The sequence below is a fragment of the Streptomyces sp. NPDC004561 genome, assembly GCF_053602155.1.
On record NZ_JBSGDB010000012.1, the window covers coordinates 1 to 22461 of the forward strand.

Consider the following 22461-nt stretch of genomic DNA (forward strand, 5'->3'; position numbering starts at 1 on the left):
GGCCGTGGAGCGCTCAGTTCGGATCGGTCGGTTCCAGGACGAAGACCGGGATCTCCCGGGACGTCTTCTCCTTGTACTCGGCGTACACGTTGTCAGTGTGCGCGATCACTGCCCTCACCTGCGGTTTCATGGCCTAGTGTGGGCCTGTGGGGCGCCCAGGGACTTCTCAGGGACATTCGGTTGTGGATCTTGATCGAACCACTCGTCCATGGCGGCCAGGCCCCGCTTGCCTGCCCCGGGCATGAAGTGAGCGTAGTGCGTCAGTGTGGTTTGCGGCGAAGCGTGCCCGAGCCACGCCGACACGCTCACGATCGACTCGCCTGCCTCAAGCTGGGTGCTCGCGTACGTGTGCCGGAGGACGTGGAACATGTCCTCCCTGGAAACTTCGTAGATGGGGTACCGACGGCTGTGGCCTCCGTATGTCCTGACTTTCTCGCCGACCTTCTTCAGGACACCGGCCGTTGTGAGCGCGGGCCGCCAGCTCAGCCTGTTCCACATCGAGTAGTTGATTCGATTGCCCTGCGAGGTGATCAGGACCAGCCGGACGGTGATCGGTTTGCGCTGTCGCGCTTCCAACTCGGTCGTCGGCGGCTCAGGGTTGCGCCACGGGAGCGTGCAGGCGACCGAAGGAAAGCGGCGCAGATGGTTACGGACACGCTTGGCGAGGTTGGGGGGAACGTCTCGCGTTTTGCCGCCTTTGGGCAGGCAGAAGTACGGCCTTCCCTTGGAGTCCCACCGCAGCTGTCGGCGGACGTGTACGACACCGGCATCGAAGTCCACATCCTCCTCGCCGAGCCCGAACGCCTCGCCTTGGCGCAGGCCGAGGCCGACACCGAGGTCCACCGCGATGCGGTATCGATCCTGGAGGCCCGCCCGGACGGCCTCCACGGTCGGCCTGGCCCAGGCCTTGGCCTTCCTCTTCGCTGGTTTGGGCGCCTTGACAGTCCGGCGGGCCTTGCAGGGGTTCTTGACCACGCGGCCGTCGTCGACGGCGGCTTCGAGGATCGTGGAAAGGTGGATCCAGATCACGTGGGCCGTGGACGCCTCGACCCGTGTCAGCAGTTCGGCCTTCCATGTGCGCAGCACGGCAGCGTCGATGTCCCGGAGCGCCGTCGTACCCAGGAACGGGATGATGTGGTTCCAGATCTTGCTGCGCATGGGGGCGGCGGTCGACGGTTCGTCCGATCGACCCGGCCACCAGTGCTTCTCGATGTACTGGGCGAGGGAGATCGCCCCGTCTCGGGGGTCGACGAATTCTCCACGCGTGGTGTCGGTCTGCGCCTTGGCGAGCCACTGCTTTGCGTCTTCGCTCGTGTCGAACGAGCGGTCCCGGACGCCCGGGATGCCCTTCACTCGATAGCGCTTTCCCTGGCCCCACAGGGCAGTGCGCTCCCGCTTACCGGTGTCCTTGTTGGGCTTCTTCTTGAGCCAGCGGTCTTCTATGTACCCCGCCAAGGGAACGTTCTCCTATGAACTCAGTTGGGTATGGTCGTATGGCATGGTGGGGAGTTGGGCGCCGGGACTCCGAAAGATCGACGCACCGCCTTCGGGCTCGTGGACAGCCTTCAAGGAGTGCGTACGGTGCGCTTCATCGGCTTCTGGGTGAGAGGATTGAGAGCAGCGTTGGAACGTGAATCCGCCTGCTCCTGCTCTATGACCCACTCGTTCAGCGCCGAGATCCTGTACATGACGCGGTGGCCCATGCGGAAGCTCGGCGGACCCTGCCGCCGGTGACGCCAGACATACAGGGTGTTCGGTGAAATTCCAAGATATTCTGCCGCCTTGTTCAGGTTCAAGAACGCGGCTTCATGCGTGGATGCGATCTGGTCGTGCATGTCCGGTCTCCAGTGTGAGAAGTGTTGATGCGCACACGATCCGGAGAAGTCCGGTATTGGTGAAACCGGGAAATTGTGGTAGTGCGTGTTTTTGGCTGCATCAGGGGTGCTGAGGTGCGACTGTTGATTCCGTGTTTAGCAGTCCATGGCGCTGGATCCTCCTCTCGCTGAGCTGCCGTTTTGCCAGCACCCGTACGTTGACATGGTGTTCGCGCAGGTCTCAAGTCATGGCCGTCTGCCGTAGGCGAACTGCCGTGAGTGCCAGCGACCGGTGAAACGACGGGGGCTGATAGCCGCGGCGCTTCCGTCAAACGCCAGTTGTGGCCGGCGTGATGTTGCGATCAACCAGTTGCCTGAAGGAGGTCGTTAATCCAGAGCATTGACGCGCGGAGGTGGACGCCGGGGAGGTAGCTCTCGGGCTGCAGCTGCCGAATATTTCATCCGACTAGATCAGGCGGGCGTGCTGATACGGGTGGATAACTCCGGCGAACCGGTCTCGGCGGCGTATGTCCACGACGGCTGCGGGAAAGGCCTGCTCGGCGTACGACGGCTGTCGAGATGAAGCTCGCCACGCGGTCTCCGGAGCGGCAAAGCGAGGACGACGTGGTGACCATCGGCTTCGCTGTGGTGATGCTGCTACTGATGCACAACCACGCAGGGCCATTTGCGCCGCCGGACACGTCGTGGAGTCCGGCGCCGGACATATCACGGTGGGCGCCACCAGCAGAGGATCCACCCGGGCCAACTCCGTGGGAGTCGGTATATTCGCCAGGGCCAAAGGTCTGAGCGGGTGGTGAGGTGACTCCTTGAGTGGATGGCTATGCCCGTCACGCGCTGGCCGGGCTGCCCGAACGGCGGCGTAGCAGAGCTCCTGCCGAGGCCGAGGTAGGGGCTCCTTCCGTACCAGCCATTCGCGAGATGCCCCTGCGTCTGACGGCGGGCGCCGCCCCTGCCCCGTTTCTGGGTGCGACAAGGAGTTGGACGGAGGCCGCGGCGTAGCTGTGACGTACGGCATGGTCACTTTCCGGTCAGTCGTGGACTGGGACGGCGTCAAAATTCCGTGACCAGGCAAGATCACGACTATCGTGCCTGGGTTGCTTCTGTTACGGATGGAGATGGCAGGGGCACCACAAGCGAGTGGCTAAGGCGCTGCTGAGGGGCTGATCGCACGGGGGAGGACTCGATGGCCGGCAACACGGGGGATCCGCAGGCAACTGCGGCTGCGCTGGAAGCGGCTGCCGGCGCGCTGGCCGCGTCTGGCATCGGGCCGATCGCAGGTGCCGGTGCCCTCATGGCTCGGGAGCTGCGGGTCGAGGCCGAGACACTGACTGCCTTCAAGAACCGGGTGAACGACCTGCTGACTCGGCTGGAGAAGTCGAAGGCTGCCCCGCAAAGGATCGCGGACGGCGCCCTGCCGACGGGACGGTTGGGCAACTTCGACGAGGCCGACGCGCTCCACGGTGCCTACACCCAGGTGCATTCCCAGCTGGAGCGCCTTTCCAAGCTGCTGGCGCTGCAGATCGAGGGGCTGATGGTCACGGTCGATGCGTCGAAGAGCAACTATCACAATCTCGACGCCGACGTTCGCGATCGCCTGCACCGCATCCGTGTCGAGGCCGACAAGCTGGCTGTCAATGAGGCCCGGCCGGAAGCAATGGGACACGTTGGCGGCGGGGCGGGTGCGTCCGGCCATGGCCGACACGGCTCCACGTCGGACTCGCAGGCAGGTGACTTGTGATGTCCGTGGTGATGAGACAGCGCGACGGGATGATCTCGACAGGGAACGCGGTGGGGCTCCATGTCTGACTTTGCCAGCCGCATGTGGGAGACGGTCAGGCAGGAGCGGTTCCTGCTTCAGGACCCCGAACAGCTCTGGGCCATGGTCGAGTCGGCCGACGGGCCGACGGCCAGCGGTCTCGGTGAGCTGCTGAAGGAAGCCGCCAAGACGATCAAGGAAATCGGCGGCGATCTGCGGACCCACAGCATGGCGGTCGAGTGGGAGGGCGAGGGCGGGGCGGCGTTTAGGACCTGGTGCTACCAAGCAGCGCTGACCACACTGAGCCTGGGCGATTACAGCGAGAACGCGGGCAAGTGGCTGGGCCACGCGGCGGACACGCTGCACGAGGTCAAGCCTCAGCTGGAGATCCTGCGGAAGCAGAGCGCGGGCCCGCGCTCGGTGCTGGAGGCGCATGCGTCGAAGGCGACGAACGTCGGCGATCACGGCGGCGGTCCGTCGGACTCCGAGGTGACGAAGGCCAAGACTCAGTACGCCAACACCCGTGCCGAGGCCGGTGGGCTGATGATGAAGCTTGCCCAGTCGTACAAGGCCTCCACGGAACAGATCCATGCGCTGGAGGCACCGAAGTTTCCCGAGCTGCCGCAACAGTTCGTGCCTACCAATATCCGTGGCGGAGCCCCTGTTGCTGTCCCGACCACGCAGGGGAACGCGGGTTCGGCGACAGTTGCCCGCGTGGAGCCGAACGCCCATGAGGCGGCGGTCGGTTCCCGTTCCGGCGCGACCGGCTCGCTGCCTCAGCCGTCCACGACGCATCGTCCGAAGGATCAGATCGACGTCCCTCATGACGTCCCTCATCACGTGCTGCCGAACGCTCACGTGGATGTACCGAACACGAGGATCGACAGCACTGGAACTCTTCCCCCCGCCCCGACGGTGCCTTCCGCCCATTCGGCGCCGCCGGCTGGGCCGAGCGGCCCGGACGTAAGGACGCCGTCGGCGACCGGTGTGCTCCCACCCGTTTTCGGGGTCGGAAAAGTGCCGACACCGGGTGTTCGGGGAGGCGGTGAGCGTCCCGTGTACAGAGGGCGGGGCTCATTGCCCACACCATCGGGACCGGGCACTTCCGGGAGTCCGCGCGTCCCGGGACGTGTGCCTTTCGGTCCCAACGTGAATGGGAGCGAGCCTGACCCTGAGCGCGGGCCGCTCAGTCCCACCCCCGCCCGAGGCGCCAACGGCGTCACAGGCGGCCGCCCGGTCTCACCGTCGGCAGGAAGGCCTCCCGGTGGGATTCCGCGCGGCAACGTCATTGGGGGTACTCCGAACGAGCAGCAGCCTCCAGGGGGCCGTGGCGCGACGCCCGGACGCCCTACTGCCAGGACCACGTCGACCCGCGGCGACGACCCCGTCGTGAACCGCGAGGGTGCACCGAGGGGGCGCATGCCTGCCTCTTCCAACGGCATCGTAGGGGGACAGCCCAGACCCTCCCGAGACCGCCGACGGGCAGGGACCACCTCGCACGGCGTACGACCCGCAAGTGAAACAACCGCAGACGAGTCACTGCCGCGCCGTGGTGGCCCATCCCGTGGCGCCTCCGCCTCGGCCCGGAAGCGTGATGACCGGTCCTCTCGCGACAGGCGCTCTGACAGCCGAGCAGCCGATCGGACAGAGGACAGGGATCTCCAGGCAGAAGCCAGGGAGAGCCGACCGACCCCGCCGCCCCTGCCCAAAGGGCCCGATGGAGACCTAGGACGAGAAGGATGACCATGCGCAGGCGCAGCGAGCGGGCCGGATGGCGCAGCCGGGCCGTGTCCGCAGCCGTCGGGGTCTTGTTGGCGAGCCTCGCCGTAACCCCCGCCCACGCTGAGACCATCAAAGACCGGCAGTGGCACTTGAAGGCCATGCAGGCCGAGCAGATGTGGAAGGTCAGCACGGGCAAGGGCATCACGGTCGCGGTGATCGACACCGGGGTGCAGGCCGGCATCCCCGACCTGCGCGGCCAGGTCGTGGCGGGCAAGAACTACTCCAAGCATCCCGGGGACGAACGCAGTGACTACGACGGTCACGGCACCGGTATGGCCGTCCTCATCGCCGGCACCGGCGGCCGGGGCACCGCCAATGGCTCCTACGGACTGGCCCCAGGCGCGAAGATCCTGCCGATCCGCATCCCGGACTTCATCGAGCAAAGCCGTGCCGACGGCAACCCGGACGACTACCCCACCTACATGGCCAAGGCCATTCGATTCGCGGCCGACTCGGACGCCCAGATCATCAACATCTCGCAGGGGAGCACCGCGCACTCCAAGGAGTTGACGGACGCCGTCGCCTACGCACTGTCCAAGGGCAAACTGATCTTCGCGGGCGTGGGTAATGACGGCGACGCCCTCAACGAAGTCAATTACCCGGCGGCTACTCCTGGCGTAGTGGGTGTTGGGGCCATCGACGAAAGCGTCAAGGCGACGAAGGAGTCCGAGCACGGCCCCCAGGTCGATCTGGTCGCGCCTGGTGAGGACATGGTGGCTGCGTGCCTCGAAAGCGCCACAAAGGTGTGTAAGACGCATGGCACCAGCGACGCCACGGCGATCGCCTCCGCCTCCGCCGCCCTGATCTGGTCCAAGCACCCGAACTGGACCAACGACCAGGTCCTGCGGGTCATGCTCAACACCGCGAGCAAGCCGACGAACGGCAAGGCGCGCACCGACTACCTCGGCTACGGCGCCGTTCGCCCCCGCATCGCGCTGACCGCCCCCGGCGACCCCGGCCCGGCCGACGTCTACCCGCTGCCCGACTTCAAGCAAGCGGCATCCAAGGCACCCAACGGGTCGGCCACGGCCTCCGCGAAGGATGACAGCAGCCCATCGCCGGCAGCATCCGCATCTGGGAGCGACGGCTCTGCACTGTCATGGATTCTCGGGGGCGCGGGGGTTGTCGTTGTTGCGGGTGGGGCTCTGGCCGCTGGGGCGGTGCGCAGGCGCCGACGCGCAGCGGCGGTAGCTCAGGCCCAGGTAGCCATGCCACCTGTGCCGGGGCAGACGCCGTGGTACGGAGACAGCAATTACGGGGGGAGGCCCTGAGATGGCGTGGGACGAGTGGGAGCAGCTGAAGGCCGACGCGCTGGCCCGTCGGCAGAACGGGATGCAGCTGGACAGCGCTGCGGGTACGGGAGGAAGCGGCGCCGCGGGCGCCCCTGACCTGAAGACGAACAAGGCGGGGAGCGACACCGCAGTCAAGGCCTTGCAGGATGAGATACCGCGGGGAACGGACAAGGCCGGCAGTCACGCGGACGAGTCCTCAGCCACGGCCGTGCGGGAGTTCAGCGGCTGGCAGACCGGTTCTGGGCTGAAGGACGCCCACACGGAATGGGAGTTGCAGGTCAAGAACCTGAAGGCGCGCCTGGGGCAGGACAAGGCGGCGCTGGAGGGCAGCGATCAGCATCTCCAGTATGTCGACTACGGAGTCGGCAGCCGGACGGCGCAGATCAATGCCGGGCCCCGCCAGGGGCGCGAGGTCTAGGAAACCGGGGAAACGGGGACGGGGAGAAGGACGGGCATGCTCAGCTATCAGGACGTGGTCACCATCAAGCTCGGCACGCTTACGACGGCGGCTACCGACTGGGACGACATGGCCCGCGGCTTCGAAGGCTTGGAGGTCCTCTACGCCGCGAAGGTGGAGTCGGCCGCGACCGAGGACACGGCAGGTCTCACTGCCACGGTCAGGGCCGCGCAATTGGCGGCCACTCGCCAGCAGTTCAAGGACGCGCACACAGAAGCACACGCCATCGCCTCCATCCTGCGGGAAGCCCATCAAGAGTTCTCCAAGCTGATCGGCCACGTGAACGACGTTGTCGATCAGGTGAAGGCGGACCATATGTCCGTCAACAGCCAGGGCGAGGCGGTCTACGACTTCAGCAAGCTCACCCCCATGCGACACGACGAGGAGTACCCCAAGTACGTGTCCCAGGCGAAGGCCGCCGAGGCAGCCTGGACGAAGAAGATCAAGGACGCTGTGCAGGCCGTGGACGACGCCGACCAGGGCGTCAAACACGCTCTCTACGAAGCGGCCGGCATCAAGAGCTGGATCCAGCGCGCGTTCGACGAGGCGATGGGGCAGGGCGATCACACCTTCAACGGCTCCGCCGTCGGTGACATCAAGGTGTACGAGGCCCGCGAGGCCAAGCAGTACGCGAACGTGATTCTGGCCGGCGACAAGCTGGACGGTGACGACCTGAAGGAGTGGCAGCGCCTGATGCGCGACCACTCCCATGACAAGTTCTTCAGCCAGACCCTCCTCAACTCTCTCGGCGCGGACAAGACCCTCAAGCTCACCAACAAGATCGACGACCTGGCGTACTACGACGACACGAAGGACAAGAACGCCTACCTGCAGATCAACGGAGGCCTGGCCGACTCGCTGGCGACCGCTACCCGTGTCCCGGACTTCAAGGACGCGAACGGCAAACACCTGCCCTTCGGGTCGAAGGGGTACAACGACGCCTTCGACAACTGGCTGCGGACCGACGACGCCCAGTTCTACGTCAAGTTCGGCAACGACCTGAGGGAACACGGCGCCGACGGGTACGATCTCAAGGCTGCCGGGGACAAGGTCAACACGGTCGCCAAGGGACACGGCCAGCAGGTGCGCGGCTATCAGAGCCTGGTCACCCTGATGCAGCAGGGACATAGTGGCTACTCACCGCAGTTCCTCGCCGACGTCACCGACGGCGCGATCGCCGCGGAGAAGGATCACCCACACGTCTGGAACCTCTACGGCAACTTTGACGGCAAGAACGGCGACGGCTGGTTCGCCAATGACCCGGTTGACGGCGCCCTGGGCATCATGGCCCGTGACCCGGAGGCGTCCACCGGCTACCTCGATCCGCACGCCGATGGCAGCAACGACCGTCTCCACTACCTCCTCAAGGACCGAGACTGGAACGTTGTCAACACCACTACGTGGCAGGGTGAGCGGGAAATCAACGGGCCCGATGCCCTGGACACGGACGATCGCAGGGGACTGGGCGACGCCCTGACCGCGGCGGCCACAGGTATTGATCCGCACGGGCCCCGACCGGTGGGACCGACGTCGCACACGGACGCCAACAACAGGGTGTTCGTGCACGCGCTGGATGACCTGTCCAAGCAGGGAGACGCCATGCCGGCGTCCCTGCGCGACGACATGGCGAAGATCATGACTAATCATGGTCATGAGACTTATGTGGCGATGAGCGACGCGAGCGGTACGCGCCATCCCGATGTCGGCCCCACGCTGAATCAGAAGCAGGTCATGGAAATGACCAAGCAGATCTCCCGGAGCCAGAACTCGTATGGTCTGCTTCATGAGGGCATGAACTACGCCATCATGGACGACATCCACGACAGATCGCGCCGACCGGAGGACACCCTCAGTTCGGCCGGATACGCCGTCGGGTTCATGGAGGATGCCCGGTACGCCGCGCTCAAGGGTGATCAACATGACTACACCTGGGACAAGACGTGGAGCTATCACGTCTTGGGAACGGGGCTGAACTTCATCCCCGGTCTCGGAGATGTCGCCCAGCGTGGAGCGGACGCACTCACCACCGCCTGGATCATGGATGAGCAAAAGCACCAGGCCGACAAGCTGACCAGCGATAGCCAGCAGACCTACTACCTGCGTCGCAATCAGCTAAATTCCATCGCCGATCAGTGGTACTCAGTCAACTCCGACTGGGCGTCCAGCCAAAGCCACCCGGGATATTCACCCAATGACGGCGTGTACAAGCAAATCGAAGGCTGGGCCAATGATGGCGGTGCCCAGTTCCGTGGGATGGCAGGAATTCACTGATGGTGAAAGCATGGCGCACTGCACAATTGGCCTTTTGTGGGGCTATCGTACTCATGGTGGCAGGGTGCAGTAAAACGCAACCTGGCATTCCAGATAATTTCTGCCATGTCCCCGTTGATAATTCGGTCATCGCGCCGCTTGTTCCAGACGGAGACAGCCTGGAGCAGAAATACACGCCCTTCGATTCACACCCCGGCGCACAGTGTGACCTGAGCGTGGACGGCCGTGGTGTCCTGTCCGTCGCTGTGCACCGATGGGATCGGGCGCCGGACACGACAGACTGGAACAAAGTGGGATCGCCGTACAAGTACGCTGCCCAACGAAAAGTCGCGTTCCCGGGGCACGCGTCGATCGGAAGTGACCATGCCGTGGTCGAGGCAACGTGTAACACCAGGACCGCATACGTGTCCGTAGTGGTGGACTTCTGGGGCAACCGCGTCGAGGACACTCCCGCCGGCTACAAGAAACTTCTGCGCTTCGTCAACGACTTCATCCCTCGCGAAACAAAGAAACTGGACTGTACCAATTAGCCGGCATTGATCGAAGTTCAACGCGCGCCGGACGGGCCTGGTGGAACGGCCTGCTCCCTCGCCTTGCGGTCGACGCCTTCTATGGTGCAAGTCCGCGGGGCCGACTGCCGGGCCGTGCGCGCGACGCGCGACCGAGTAGCCGGGCCGCTGTCGCACGTGGTAGGCAGAGATCCGGACCACCGTGAGGACGTCCATCAACCGGCGCATTACAGACTGTTGCCACGCAAACACCCGCGATAGCCTGCCGTGTGCCTTGTGCGGCACAACCGGCAACACGCGAAGGGCACCGAGGGGGATCGTGGAGCGGCGCGATGTGCATGGTCATTACGAGGAGTTGGCAGCCGAGTACGACGAGCACTGGGTCTACGGTCCGCACTACATCCCATGGATGTCCGGCCGGATCGCCGAGGCACTGCGGCTCGCCCCGATGGACCGGATCGCCGACGTCGGCTCCGGGACGGGCCTGTTCGCCAGAGAGGTGGCCAACCAGGTCCAGCCTCACCACCCCATTCTGTGCGTCGATCCTTCCGCGGCGATGCTCAGTCAGCTCGGCACACCGCCTCCGACTGGCCTGACGCCGATCGTTGCTTCCGCCGAGGACATCGCCGAAGGACGTACTCGTCTGCCGTACGAGCAGCTCGATGCGATGTGGCTGAAAGAGTCGGTTCACCACGTGGCCGATCCGGAACACACGCTCCGAGGCCTGGCCGACCGGCTCGCGCCCGGAGGCCGGCTACTGGTGGTGATGCTCCCGGCCACCAACCAGTACCCGCTGTTCAAGGCGGCTCTTGCGCGTTTCGAGGAACTGCAGCCGGATCCGGCCGTGATCGAGGGGCATCTTCGGGCAGCTGGGTTGGAAGCCAGTCTCAGCTACGTCGAGCACGAGCTGCGCATCGACCGGGACAAGTATCTCGGCATGGTGCGCTCCCGCTACATGTCCCTGTTGTCCACCTTCAGCGACAGCGAGATCGAGAAGGGCATCGAAGAGATGCGCGTCGCTCATCCGGAGCCCGTACTCGTGTTCCCTGACCGGTTTGCGTTTGTCCTCGGTCGGCGACGTTGGGAGTCCGCGTGAGCACCATGGTCGACGAACGGCTGCGGCGCCTGCGGAGTGAGCTCGACGACCACTCCCGGATCGCCGATCGACTGGGGCTCGATCTGGAGCGGCCGTTACGGTCCCTCAACGACGGCTATCCCGAGAACGCGGTCGCCTTGGTGGGGAAACTGACCGAGAAGCTGCTCAAGGAGTTGTGGCGCCACCACGACGTCGAGGGCGATCCTTCGACGAAGGCTCTGAACGACCTGGTCAAGCGCTGCCGTCCGTACATTCGCAGCAGCACGGTTCTGGACGCGCTCGACGATATTCGACGGCTGCGCAACCGGTCTACGCACGACGGTTACGACATCAGCGACGAGGACGGGCTGCTGGCGGTCCGCAGGCTCGTGGACGTGCTGGTCTGGTTCACCGACACCGGGAGCGCGGCGCTCCTCGGCGGCGAGCCCGACATGGCGCCCGAGGTGGCGCGCCGCTGCGAGTTCCTCGCCGGGCTTTACGTCACCCTCGGCTATCGGCAGGCCAAGCGGTTCGTCCTCAGCCCGGACACCGTGTACCAGCTGTTCTGCCGTGAGTCGGGGATGCGCCTGGAGTACGTGGAGCTGATGCTCTCCCGGGACGCCGACGACCTGAGTACCGTCCTTTCCTCCAGCGACGGGGAACTGCTGCGTACCCGGTTGCCCAAGCTCACGCGGTTCGTCGTCTTGGACGACGACGGCGGTGCGGAGCCCGGTGCCCTCCACCGGATGCTGGGTCTGGATTTCCGGATCGTGCGTTACGACGGCTTCGTCGACACCCTAGTCAATCTCGATACTCACCTCGCCAATCTCACCTCCGCGGACAACCAGGGGGAGCCGCGTTCTGCTGTTGCCGCGGCAGCGCTGACCATCGATCCGCGCACGGGCGAGTCGAGCATGGAGCAGTCCGGTGATGCGGCGAAGCTCCTGACCCGCCTGGCGTGTGGCAGTGCGAACGTGCTGGTCACCGGTCGTCCGGGGAGCGGCAAGAGCACGCTTCTGCGCTCGCTGGCTGCCAACCCCGAGGTCCGTCGCTTCCGCTTCTACTTCGACCTCGGTCTCAAACCGAAGGACGAGCCGTTCTCCGAGTACGCGGCCCGCCTCCTCGCACCGGCCATGATGTCGGACCGCTCGCGCGCTTACGACCTCTTCCTCTACCTCATCCGTTCCGGGACCGCGCTCTGCGTGCTGGATGCCGTCGACGAAGGCGTCGATGAACCTAGCTCTGCCGGCTTTCTACGCCTGTTCACCGATCTAGCGGCCGTTCTGTCCGCCGAATCGGCAGTGGTCATGAGTTCCCGGGTGTCCTTCCTCGCGGACTCGCCACAGGTACGTCAGCTGTTGGACAGCGGCGCGGGCCGCTCCGAGCAACTGGTCGAGCAAATGTACGCGAACGGCCTCGACCCTTCTCGCGTGCCCCACTTCCATGTCGTACGCCTGGCGGAACCTGACGCAACCCCTCTTGAGAAGCGCCTCACCACGTTGCTGAACCTTCCGCCGGGGAAGCCGCTCGCGGACATCCTGAGCACTCACATCACGCGGACGCTGGCCGAGGGTGGTCAACCCGACCTGGGAAAGCGGTTACCCGCCGCGTTCGGACATGCCTTCCTCACCGACCGTGCCGTGTTCTCCGTCCTCGACATACACCGGAAACTGGGGGCCAAGGCCTTCAAGGACGGACGCCTCGATCTCGACGCCTGTGTCCTCGCTCCGCTGCTGCGTCCCGCCGGGCCCGATCACGTCGCCTTCGTACACACGGCTTACCAGGAACTCCTGGCCGCCAGATTTCTGACCGAGCCGACGAACCGGGACCTTGCAGCTGACCTTCCGGGCGGCGGCGCCTTCCTCACCGAGCAGGTGCGCGCATTCCTCGCCGGTATGCCCAGCAGCCCAGGGACTGACGACTGCGTGCTGCCTGCGGGCGCCTACTTGGTCGGGCCGCCCGAACGCCTGCTGATGCGCCGAGTCGAGCTTCCCGTTCGCTTCGACCGCCACGCCGTGACCGTGGCACGCTACCGCCGCTTCCTTGATGCCCTCGACGCGGACGGCACCTCGCAGTGGGACCACCCCGACCAGCCGGCCGACGTCACACACCGCCCTTGGACCGACCGGCTGCGGCGGCCCGATTACTACGAGAACCCGCGCTACGACGCCCACCCGGCCATCTGCGTCAGCTGGTGGAGCGCATACGCCTTCGCCTCGTTCGAAGGTAAACGTCTGCCGACTTCCCTGGAGTGGGAGGCCGCTGCGCGCGGCACCGATGGGCGCCTGTTCCCCTGGGGCGACGCCCCCGACGGCACCCGCGTCAATTGCGCCGACACCTGGGTCGGCCGGCCTGTCGTGACGTACCAGGCGTGGTACCGGGACTTCGCAGGTGACGCTGTACGGCGAGCCGGGGCGACCCCCGTGGACGAGCGGCCGGACAACCGCTCGCCGTTTGGTGTCCTCGACATGGTGGGCAACTGCTGGGAATGGACATCCACCAGCCTGGACGACCCCGGAGAGGCTGTCATCTGCGGTGGCAGCTACGACAACCCGATGCGGGCGGTGCAGAGCAGCAGCAAGGGCATCTACCGCAAGCGCGGTGCGAGCAACGCAGTGGGCTTCCGGTGCGTGCAAGACCTCGACGCGTCCCAGGCAGAGGAGAAGACGGCATGAGCGGAGGCGGGCCGCGTCACGGAACCATTGTGGACAGGCGCCCAAGTGGCGGAGGGATAAGCGGTGCGCTCGGCTCCTACATCGTCCGGGACGACGAGGACGCGCGGTACTACAGCTTCGACTACCGGCAGATTGTGACCGAGGGATTCCGAACTATCCGCACGGGCGAACGCGTCCGCTTTCACGCCAGCACCCAAAGCCCCGACCGGGCGGAGTTCGTCATCCGCCTCGACCAGCCCGATCCCGCTGAGTACTACCGGTGAACGCCCATGGAGTTCGGCTGCTTGAGGATGTCACGGGTGCACGGCAGGAGTTGACGGTCGTCCTGCCTGTACGGCTGTTACACGTCCCCAACTGGCCCGAGGGCCCGTTCCCCTTCGAGTTGGGCAGTCGCCGCACCGACGCCCGCACTCGGTCCACCTACTTCGCCCCCGCCTCCGCCCGCGCGATCTACGGGGCACCCGGGCGGCCACGTCGCTGGCACCTGCCGCTGGACGTCAAGCAGGATGGGCTGCACCTGCTGGGCATGGAACTTCTCCGTGCGGCCACAGCTCGCAATCCAGAACATGCTCTGGCCGTCCTGCACTTGAGTGTGGAAAGACCGCTGCTGCCTGTACTGCGCTCTCTGGCCGACCGACGGCCGAGCCCCATCGACGATCCGCTCGCAGGTCCCCTTGACCCAGCCGGGCTTCTCGCTGGCATCGCCGACGTCCGCAACCCAGATGCACCCTTCGCCATAGCCAAGCCCTACACCATCGCCTTCATGACCCCTACGGCACAGCAGTCCCCAGCTCTCCGCTCCAGCCTGGAAGGGGCACTGCCTGCGAGCGCGGATCGCTGGCTGTGGCAACTGGCCTCACGCTCCACCCCGAAGGACTTTCCCCTGCCCCCAGAGACTGCCGGCGACCAGCTCAAGGACGTTGTCAGGATCTCCGCAGACTGGAGTGCCCTCGTACTACGTCAAGGGGCTGCCTTCCTCGGTCACCGAACCGACGCTGGCGCCGGCGACTTCTTCGAATTCGCCGCACTGCACTCCCGCACCGTCTATCTCGACGCCCTGCTTCTGGGCGCGCTCCAGCGCGATCACATCGACGAGCTCACCGACGAACTCTCCGAGGTGTTCAACTCCTCACAGCTGGCACGCCGGGTTGCCGCGCTGGAGAGGAACATCGCTCTCTTTCGCAGCACCTACTGGCGACAGCACCTCACAGCTCACGGGGCAGCGAACGATCTGCTGCTCGCATTCCAGAACCAGCACCGGCTCCCAGCGCGTTTCCACGAAATCCTCGCAGAAGCAGCCGACTACAGCAGACTCGTACAAACCCAGGAAAGCCAGCAGATCAGCGGGGCCCTCGGCGTCCTCACCATTCTCGGCCTGCCACTCGGCACGGCCCTCAGCATCCTGCAAGTCCTCGGCGACAACTCCGTGGCAGACCTGCTCATCGCACTGACACTGTCGGTCGTCGCGGCAGCCGGAGCCCTCACCACACGGTATGGGCGCTTGGTCTTGTCATCCCTGCGAGGCAGGGATGACAAGGCGTAGGGCGCTGCAACCTGCCAGGTGACCTGGTTGGGTAGACGGTCCAGTCGACCTTCGGGCGGCCGCTTTCACCGGTGATCGGCTGCCCCTGCGCGTTCTTCTCAGCCGTCGTCTACGGGGACTCCGTGATCTACAGGCCCGCCCACTACGGCTTGTGGGGCGGCTCTGTCGCGCCGCGGCGTGCGTCTTCTTCGCGCTCATCGCGGACACCAGTCGCGACTCGGATGGAGGTGACAGTCCTGCGACCCCTGCCCGCTGTGACCGGTCCGCCCGTACATTGGCGGGTAGGGCTCATCGTCAACGTGAGGGGTGTGGCGTGGATTTCCCCGAGGATCTGAGCATGGGTGAGCGTATCCGGGCCTTGAGGGAGTCGCGCGGTATGTCCCGCGCGGTACTCGCTGGCATGTGCAGCCGAGGTCCGGACTGGCTCAAGAAGATCGAATCAGGCGAGCGTGAACTCAGCTCGCATTCTCTACTACTGAGGCTCGGCGTGGCTCTGGGGGTGTCCGACCTGTCCGTCATCACCGGCAACGCTGCCGACGTCGCAGCGGTGACCCCGACTGGTCGGCTCAACCATCCAGGCCTGCCCGCCATCTGGGACGCCGTCATGACCCGGCCGCTTCTGCTGGGGCAGTCGCCCGTGACACCGGTGGATCCGGCGCAGTTGCAGGGGCGGGTCGACCAGTCCTGGAGGCTGTGGCATACCTCCGATCGCAATCGGACGGAGGTCGGAGCGTTGCTGCCCGACCTGATCCGCGATGCCGAGACAGCCGTCAGCCTCCTTGACGGCCAGGAAAGGCGGGCTGCGCTCGTCGCCTTGTCGGACGTGTACCGGCTGACCGGCCAGGCGACCGCGTATATCGCGCCGGCCGAGTTGGCCTGGGTGGTCGCCGACCGTGCGCTGAAGGCGGCGCAGGACGCCGACAATCCGGGGGCGATCGCAGCAGCGGCCTGGAACATGGGCAACATCCTCCGTGAGACGTCCTACCCCGAGCAGGCGCTCAAGGTCGTGATCGATGCGGGCGACCTGATCCGCCCGCACCTGGAGACGGCGCCCGATGACTGGCGCGGCGTCTACGGTGCCCTGCAGCTCCACGCGGCGGTGACACATGCCCGGGAGGGCAGCGAGGGCGACGCCTGGCGGCACTGGGAGAAGGGGAACCAGGTTGCGAAATCGCTGCCGGTTTCGTACGTACATCCGTCGACGGTTTTCAGTCGAGCGAACGTGGACTTCCACCAGGTCTCTGTACACACCGATCTGAAGAAGGCACAGAAAGCACTCGGACTCGCTGACGAGATCGACCCTGAGGTCATGCCCTCCACAGAACGCAAGGCCAGGCTGTGGGTTGAGGTCGCGCGCGGGCACCTCCAGCGCGGCGACCGTACGGCCGCGCTGATGATCATGAAGATCGCGTACGAGACTGGCGCCGAGACGGTGAGATTCACGCCATCGGCGCGGACGGTGGCCGCTGACCTGTGGCGGAAGGCTCCGCGTGCGCTCAGGCCCGAAGCGGCACGGTTGGCCGAAATGGTGGGGGTGAGCGCCGCCGGCTAGGGGGACGGCCCGTGAACCTGGGACATGCTGTCCCTGTTACTGCCTGGTAGGAGTCCTACGGTAGCGGACCTTGCACCGTCCGTATCTGACCGGAGGTCACTCGTGGACACTCCTACACCCTGGCACGCCTCACCCCGGCGCGGCGCGGCGCCGTACAGCGACAGTGAGACCGGCGAGGTCCGGATCCCGCTGTCGCTGTTCTGCGTCGACGCGCACCTGCGCGACGCAGACCTCGTCCTCGCACGGCCCGAGGGCGAACAGCTCTTGACGCAGCTCCGCTCTGCGCTCACTGCGTCCGTGGAAACGTCCGTCGTTCGCCGGCCGGAGGTCAAGCAGTGACCAGGATCGACGAACTGTACGAGGGCGAAGCGGCAGAGACAGACGACCTCTTCGGTGACGGGCAGGACCAGAGCAGCGGCCGGCTCGTGCACCTGCGCCAGGACCGGGAGCAAGCCGTGGCAAGTTGGATGCTGCTGTCGGCCCAGAGCGTGGACAGCGCACGGCAGGACTGGCACAGGGGCGGCATCGCGCTGCTCCGCTGTGGCGCGCTCTTCGCCGCGGTTCGCATGAGCGCCGACCTGGTGCACGCGGCGGCCGGCACGAGCGACGCCGAGAAGGTGAGCGAATACCTCGCCGAAGCGTTGCTCGGCGGGCCGGCTTTCCTCGACCAGCACAGCGCCCGGTACTACGTGCTCGTACCAGCGAGCACAGCGAACCGGGCGGAGTGGCATGACCGGCGCCATGCGCCGTACGCCGAGTGCCTCGGCCGCGACTCATACGTCGGTGTGCCCCGGCCGGATATCGACGCGCCTGATCGGCATTTCAGCTACTGGTGTGTACCGATGGGTGGGCCGGGGGCCCTGTGTGACGCCGAGGCCGTGTCGCAGCTCGCCTCCGATGGGCGACACCTGCTGGTGATGGGCGAGGGTGACAGTGGGACCTGAGCGGGTCGCTCCCTTCGACCTCGAGACCATCAAGGCAGCATGTCGTCGGGTGTTGTGGGACCTCACCCCGTACGAGTCAGGAGAGGCGGAGTCGCTCGTCGAGGCCCTCGAGGGGTTCGTCCGGCAGCTTTCGCCCGAGGTCGCGGCGCTCACCCCCACGCTCGAGGACGAGATGCAGGGCGCCGCGATGCACACGCTGCGGTACGCGGACGATGTGCTTGACCCAACGGCGCCGAGAGCCGACCGGCCGGCACGGCTGCATGACCTCGGCGTGGTTGCGCGCTCGCTGCTGACAGTTGTCGAGATGACCGCTGAGTATGAAGCGAGGCGGGGGCTCGATGGTGCGGCGGCGGGCCATCGGTAATTGATGGCTCGGCTGCGAAGGAGTGGCTTGGTGTACTGATGTGATGAAGGGGGCGGGAGACCCCCTTCATCGGATCAGTAAGTCACCACTGGGAGGCTGTGCAATCCCCGCTTCTGAAACGTCGGCCACCAATCCAACTCGTCAGCCGCTACCTCCAGTTCGAGCACGGAGAACCGTTCCAGGAGGGATTGTACGGCGATTTCCGCTTCCATCCGTGCGAGCGGGGCACCGAGGCAGTAGTGCACTCCGTAGCCGAATGCCAGGTGAGTTGGTGCACGGACCGGGTCGAACACCTCGGGAGACGCGAACTCCCGCCCGTCCCGATTCGCCGAAGCGATGGAGACCCACACTCGACTGCCAGCGGGGATGAGAGCGTTCCCGATGCTGACGTCTTCGAGGGCAAAGCGGCGTACCGCCAGTGCGAAAGGGGGGTTCCAGCGCAGCGTCTCCTCGACCACCGACCGTATCGGGACGGCGCCACCTCGCACCGCCGTCAGCAGTCGGGGGTGCAGCAGCAGACTCAGTGCTGTGCTGCCGATGAGATGCACGGCGTTGTCGTAGCCGGCGAACAGAGTGAGGAACGCCAGGGAGACGAGCTCAGGCTCGGTGAGTACGTCGCGGTCGTCGCGTGCTTGGACGAGGGCAGATAGAAGGTCCTCGGTCGGACTGTTTCGTTTGTCCTCGATAACACTTTTGAGAAATTGGTGCATCTGCCTCATCGCAGTGCGTGACTCCGTTGCCGCGCCCGGCGCTGGTGAGAAAAGCGTGTCGGTCCAGGCCCGAAAGTCGCGCCTCGCTGTCTCTGGGATGCCGAGCAGTTCACAGATCACGCCCATCGGCAGCGGGACAGCCAGGGCATGGACGATGTCCACGCGAGGGCCGGTCATCGTGGTGAGGAGTTCGTCGGTCAGCTTATGGATGCGCATGCGCAGGCCCTCGACGCGACGAGGAGTGAATGCCTTGGCGACGAGCCGGCGCAGGCGAGTGTGGTCGGGCGGATCCATGTTGAGCAGGTGAGCGTCGAGCTCAGGGGGCATGGAGGATCTGTACTCGCCACTGGTCTTGGCGTTTGCCTTGTTCAGGGATAGCCGGGGATCTGCCAGAGCCGCACGGGCCTCGGCGTACCGAGTGATCAGCCACACAGGTTCGCCGTCGGGAGTGGTGGTGCGGTGGACCGGGGCGGCTTCACGGAGCCGGGCATAGATGCCATGTGGGTCAGCGACGAGTGCTTCACTGAGCAGCGACGAGACGCTGCCGGTCTGTTCGGTACTGCTCATGCGTCCGTTTTCGCCGACTGGAGCCGCTCGAGAACGGCGGGGATGACGGGGGAGGTGCTGAAGGCGTCGGCGACCCGAGTCAGACGAGCACCTTCCTCGTCGAGGTCGCCGTTGGCGGCGTCGTCGAAGTCTGTGCCGTGTCCCCCTGACGCCTCGCGGCCGGTGGACCGAGCCTGGAGGGCTGCCGCGATCTGCGCAGCTTCTGCAACGGCATCCGCCTCGTCACCGGTGATGTTCTGGTTCGCCGCTACTTCTCGTGTCATGCGGCTGATCTCCGGGTCATGGTGGGTACGAAGTCTCATTTCGCCGTCGAGTATCTCGATCACCTGGCGACCGAGGAAGAACCGGAGGTCGCGAGCCAGTTCCCTGCGGGAGGCCGGCGGGGCGACGAGGACGACTTCGGGGAAGGCGCGGGTGACCGCCTGCCAAAGGGGGTAGCGGCGGTGGAAGGTGCGGTAGTCGGACATCCACGCCATGGCCCTGCTGAGGCCGACGCCCCAGGCGGGCATGGTGAACCCTATGGCGAAGAGTGCCGCGGAGACGCTGGCGAACATGGGGGCCACAACGGAGTTGACGAAGCCGAGCGGTGAGATGCCGAGCTTGTCCCAGATGAGGGAGATGACCTTGGGCAGGCAGTAGCCCAAGCCGGCGACTGCTCCCACGGCGACGATGCGCAGGCCGCGGCGCAGCCAAGGCTGGCTGACGATCTTGGAGTAGCGCCAGCAGAGCCGGATCAGGCCGATCATGCTGACCGTGTACAGGGTCTGGTGGACGAGGAGGAACTCCCAGATGTATGCGGTCTTGGCATAGTGAACGTCGAAGTCAAGGGCATGCGACGTATCGGTGGCGTCCCCCAGGAAGAACAGCACCCAGTTCGTGGTGACCGTGGCGAGGGCGTATCCGAGGATCAGCCGGTGACGGAGCCGGACCTTCGACTGCGCAGACGACCAGCTGACGAGGAGGGCCAGGAACGAGGTGAGGCAGACCTCCACGGTCGTGTAGATGATCAGCGAACTGATGTTGGGCGTGCCGATCAGAGCATCGACACGTACGTACACCGGGGGAGCGGCGAAGCCGAACGGTGCGGCGAACATTGCGATCGCCAGACACAGCCGCTGCAGTTCCTTGTTGCGCCAGTCGCGGGCGAGGTCTCTCAGCTTGAAGGCGAACGCGCTCCAAGTGATCAAGGAGAGCGTTCCGTAGACGACGTTGAATAACACTCGGCTATGTCCTTGGTGTGGAACTGCGCCCCAGGGAGCGCTCGAGGTGGCTGACGAGGTTGACCACGTCTTCCGAAAGACTTGGCGTCGGCCGGGGAGCGGCGTTGGTGGCCTGCAGGGGGATCAGCGAGGCAACAAGCTCGGCAGCCTTCTCCTCGCTCCGGTCGTAGCAGGTGCGCCCGAGGACGGTGCGCACGAGCGCAGGGTCGATGTTCGGCAGAAGGAGTCGGGAGACCTCTTCCTCCTCTGCTGGGGTGGACTCGTGCTCGCAGAGCATGTGGCCGATCTCGTGGAGGACGATGTGGCCTTGGTGCGCTTTTCTGGCCTCCGCCTGGTAGATGACGTAGTCCACGTCGGGGGTGGCGACCCACATGCCGCACAGGCCTCGGTCGGCAGGGAGCGGCATCGGTACGAGCGAGATGGGTCGTCCGCGGCGCTCCTCTAGCTGGTCGACGAGAGCATTGATGTTGAACGGCTCGGGGATGTCGAGTTGCCGGACCAGATCGGCGCAGTAGCGACGCAGTTCCCCGTCGTTCATCCCCGCTCCCCCCGGGTCGGCCCACTGCCACTGGACAAAGACCACTTTCGTGCTCCCCCCTCACCACTGCGGCGCCTGTCTCGCTCGGCAGCGGCGGAAGCCCGCATGGACCGCCGGACCCAACCCAGTTGGCTGCAGTGGAGCATCTTCGTATACCGCCCTACCAGCAGCTCACATCCGTTGCCTCTTGCTTGCCCGCTGCAGGTGCTGGATCACCGGGACGAGGGCAGCAAGCGCCTCCTCGTCCAAGTCGGCGACTGCCCGTAGAGCGATCTGGCGGGGGCCGATGCCCTGGGACTTCAGTGTCTCCACCAGGTTGAGATCCGCGGAGACCTGAGAAGCTACTTCGTCGTTGACGAAGTAGCCGACGGGTACGCCGAAGAAGCTTGCGAGCGCATCGAGTTGCTCAGGACTCGGCGAAGTCCAAGTGCCTTGCCGTAGCTGCTCGACTTGTGCTGCTGTGATCTCGACCCCGTGCGCAGTGATTGTCTCGGCAACCTCGTGCGAGGTGTACGTCTCACGCCCTCTGGGGTGCATGACCGCGAAAAGGCGATTCAGTCTCGCCGAGAGCTCCGGGACGGCGGACGGCGGCTGTGCAGGCCTCGGCGGGTTCTCGGCGTCCGCCTTCCGGGGTACGGGCACCGCCACTTCGCGCTCTGCCGGCGAAGTGGCCGGACCATCGTCCGGCCTCCCTGACGTCTGCTGCAGCGCGGCCAGCATGGGCAGCAGTACGCGGTTGAGGGCCTCAGCAGCTGGCGCGGTGAAGAACGCCTCGCCCCCCTCGACCCCGAAGAATCCCACCAGGCCGTGCAGCAGTTCAACACTGGGTACTTTGTCGCCGGAGCACACCTGGCGTGCCCAGAAAGAGGAAACACCCAGTTCTCGGGAAATGCTGCCAGCCAGGTCTGACATAGGCTTTCCGGTCCGCGCCAAGTATGCATCAGCGAGGACCTTGATACGTGCGCTGACCCGGGCGGCCACGGTGTCAGCCGGAATGTGGCCGCCTCCGAGCAGGACGGCGACGGCGTCTTCGGGTAGCGCCGCCTTGGCTGCCAACTCCCCGATGTCGAGCACTTGCGATCGATTCATGCCCCGTTCTTTGAGCAGTGCCTCGAGACGCGCAAGCGTCATCGGCAGCGGTGAGGCAGAGCCCACTGAGACACTCCCAGGCTACGGGTGGATTGGGTTGGTCTGTGCATGGCACCTTACAATGCCTCCAGTCGCAGGCTCAACGATCATTTATCGCCGAAAATGAGATCGCTGTGCATCGGTCCGCTCCTGCTGGCAGGGAGTCACGAGGCAGCGCGTGGCTACTCGACATCGTCATGGCGGGCGTTGTTGGTGCAGCTCCGCAGATGCGGCACGCCGTCA

General features: G+C 65.6%; 19 protein-coding genes. 13 read left to right on the forward strand and 6 right to left on the reverse strand.

What is annotated here, in order from left to right; all coding sequences use genetic code 11:
* Window positions 1–126 precede the first annotated feature (126 nt).
* Together ACWEN3_RS02965 and ACWEN3_RS02970 are read right to left on the reverse strand one after the other, a co-directional pair.
* Window positions 127–1455 carry a tyrosine-type recombinase/integrase gene (locus ACWEN3_RS02965; protein ID WP_452964896.1) on the reverse strand — a complete coding sequence of 443 codons (1329 nt, stop codon included), beginning with the start codon at window positions 1453–1455 and terminating at the stop codon, window positions 127–129.
* A 110-nt stretch (window positions 1456–1565) separates the two neighbouring features.
* Window positions 1566–1835, reverse strand: a complete 270-nt coding sequence (locus ACWEN3_RS02970) for a helix-turn-helix transcriptional regulator (protein ID WP_452964897.1) — start codon at window positions 1833–1835, stop codon at window positions 1566–1568.
* 1183 nt (window positions 1836–3018) lie between these two features.
* Between ACWEN3_RS02970 and ACWEN3_RS02975 the strand changes: the two genes are divergently transcribed.
* From ACWEN3_RS02975 to ACWEN3_RS03035, 13 genes are all read left to right on the forward strand, one after another.
* Window positions 3019–3573, forward strand: a complete 555-nt coding sequence (locus tag ACWEN3_RS02975) for a hypothetical protein (RefSeq protein WP_392219350.1) — start codon at window positions 3019–3021, stop codon at window positions 3571–3573.
* 1763 nt (window positions 3574–5336) lie between these two features.
* Window positions 5337–6644, forward strand: coding sequence for a type VII secretion-associated serine protease mycosin (gene mycP, locus ACWEN3_RS02980; RefSeq protein WP_452964900.1), 1308 nt, complete (start codon window positions 5337–5339; stop codon window positions 6642–6644).
* 1 nt (window position 6645) lies between these two features.
* Window positions 6646–7083, forward strand: a complete 438-nt coding sequence (locus ACWEN3_RS02985; RefSeq protein ID WP_392219347.1) for a hypothetical protein — start codon at window positions 6646–6648, stop codon at window positions 7081–7083.
* A gap of 36 nt (window positions 7084–7119) precedes the next feature.
* On the forward strand, window positions 7120–9393 hold the full coding sequence (locus ACWEN3_RS02990; protein ID WP_452964903.1) for a hypothetical protein: 2274 nt from the start codon (window positions 7120–7122) through the stop codon (window positions 9391–9393).
* Entirely contained in the window at window positions 9393–9923 is a 531-nt protein-coding gene (locus tag ACWEN3_RS02995) for a hypothetical protein (protein ID WP_452964907.1), read from the forward strand. Before ACWEN3_RS02990 ends, ACWEN3_RS02995 begins: the two co-directional genes overlap by 1 nt.
* A 298-nt stretch (window positions 9924–10221) precedes the next feature.
* A complete protein-coding gene (locus tag ACWEN3_RS03000; RefSeq protein ID WP_452964909.1) occupies window positions 10222–10998 on the forward strand; it encodes a class I SAM-dependent methyltransferase in 777 nt (258 codons plus the stop codon).
* A 5-nt stretch (window positions 10999–11003) separates the two neighbouring features.
* Window positions 11004–13652 carry an SUMF1/EgtB/PvdO family nonheme iron enzyme gene (locus ACWEN3_RS03005; protein WP_452964974.1) on the forward strand — a complete coding sequence of 883 codons (2649 nt, stop codon included), beginning with the start codon at window positions 11004–11006 and terminating at the stop codon, window positions 13650–13652.
* Window positions 13649–13915, forward strand: a complete 267-nt coding sequence (locus ACWEN3_RS03010) for a hypothetical protein (RefSeq protein ID WP_452964911.1) — start codon at window positions 13649–13651, stop codon at window positions 13913–13915. Before ACWEN3_RS03005 ends, ACWEN3_RS03010 begins: the two co-directional genes overlap by 4 nt.
* On the forward strand, window positions 13912–15195 hold the full coding sequence (locus ACWEN3_RS03015; RefSeq protein WP_452964914.1) for a hypothetical protein: 1284 nt from the start codon (window positions 13912–13914) through the stop codon (window positions 15193–15195). The genes ACWEN3_RS03010 and ACWEN3_RS03015 overlap by 4 nt, the downstream gene beginning before the upstream one ends.
* A 337-nt stretch (window positions 15196–15532) precedes the next feature.
* Entirely contained in the window at window positions 15533–16747 is a 1215-nt protein-coding gene (locus tag ACWEN3_RS03020; protein ID WP_452964916.1) for a helix-turn-helix domain-containing protein, read from the forward strand.
* Window positions 16748–16849: 102 nt separating this feature from the next.
* Window positions 16850–17086 (forward strand): hypothetical protein, encoded by a 237-nt coding sequence (locus ACWEN3_RS03025; RefSeq protein WP_452964918.1) that lies wholly within the window; start codon window positions 16850–16852, stop codon window positions 17084–17086.
* Window positions 17083–17691 carry a hypothetical protein gene (locus ACWEN3_RS03030; protein ID WP_452964920.1) on the forward strand — a complete coding sequence of 203 codons (609 nt, stop codon included), beginning with the start codon at window positions 17083–17085 and terminating at the stop codon, window positions 17689–17691. Before ACWEN3_RS03025 ends, ACWEN3_RS03030 begins: the two co-directional genes overlap by 4 nt.
* A complete protein-coding gene (locus ACWEN3_RS03035; protein WP_452964976.1) occupies window positions 17681–18055 on the forward strand; it encodes a DUF6415 family natural product biosynthesis protein in 375 nt (124 codons plus the stop codon). Before ACWEN3_RS03030 ends, ACWEN3_RS03035 begins: the two co-directional genes overlap by 11 nt.
* Before the next feature lie 74 nt (window positions 18056–18129).
* On the opposite strand, the gene ACWEN3_RS03040 is transcribed toward ACWEN3_RS03035, so the two are convergent.
* From ACWEN3_RS03040 to ACWEN3_RS03055, 4 genes are all read right to left on the reverse strand, one after another.
* A complete protein-coding gene (locus ACWEN3_RS03040; protein ID WP_452964923.1) occupies window positions 18130–19332 on the reverse strand; it encodes a cytochrome P450 family protein in 1203 nt (400 codons plus the stop codon).
* Window positions 19329–20552 (reverse strand): MAB_1171c family putative transporter, encoded by a 1224-nt coding sequence (locus ACWEN3_RS03045; protein ID WP_452964926.1) that lies wholly within the window; start codon window positions 20550–20552, stop codon window positions 19329–19331. Before ACWEN3_RS03045 ends, ACWEN3_RS03040 begins: the two co-directional genes overlap by 4 nt.
* 4 nt (window positions 20553–20556) lie before the next feature.
* Window positions 20557–21090: a hypothetical protein gene (locus ACWEN3_RS03050; RefSeq protein ID WP_452964929.1), complete on the reverse strand. Its 534-nt coding sequence runs from the start codon at window positions 21088–21090 to the stop codon at window positions 20557–20559.
* A gap of 171 nt (window positions 21091–21261) precedes the next feature.
* Complete coding sequence (locus ACWEN3_RS03055; RefSeq protein WP_452964931.1) at window positions 21262–22179, reverse strand: hypothetical protein; 918 nt, start codon at window positions 22177–22179, stop codon at window positions 21262–21264.
* Between the last annotated feature and the right edge of the window lie 282 nt (window positions 22180–22461).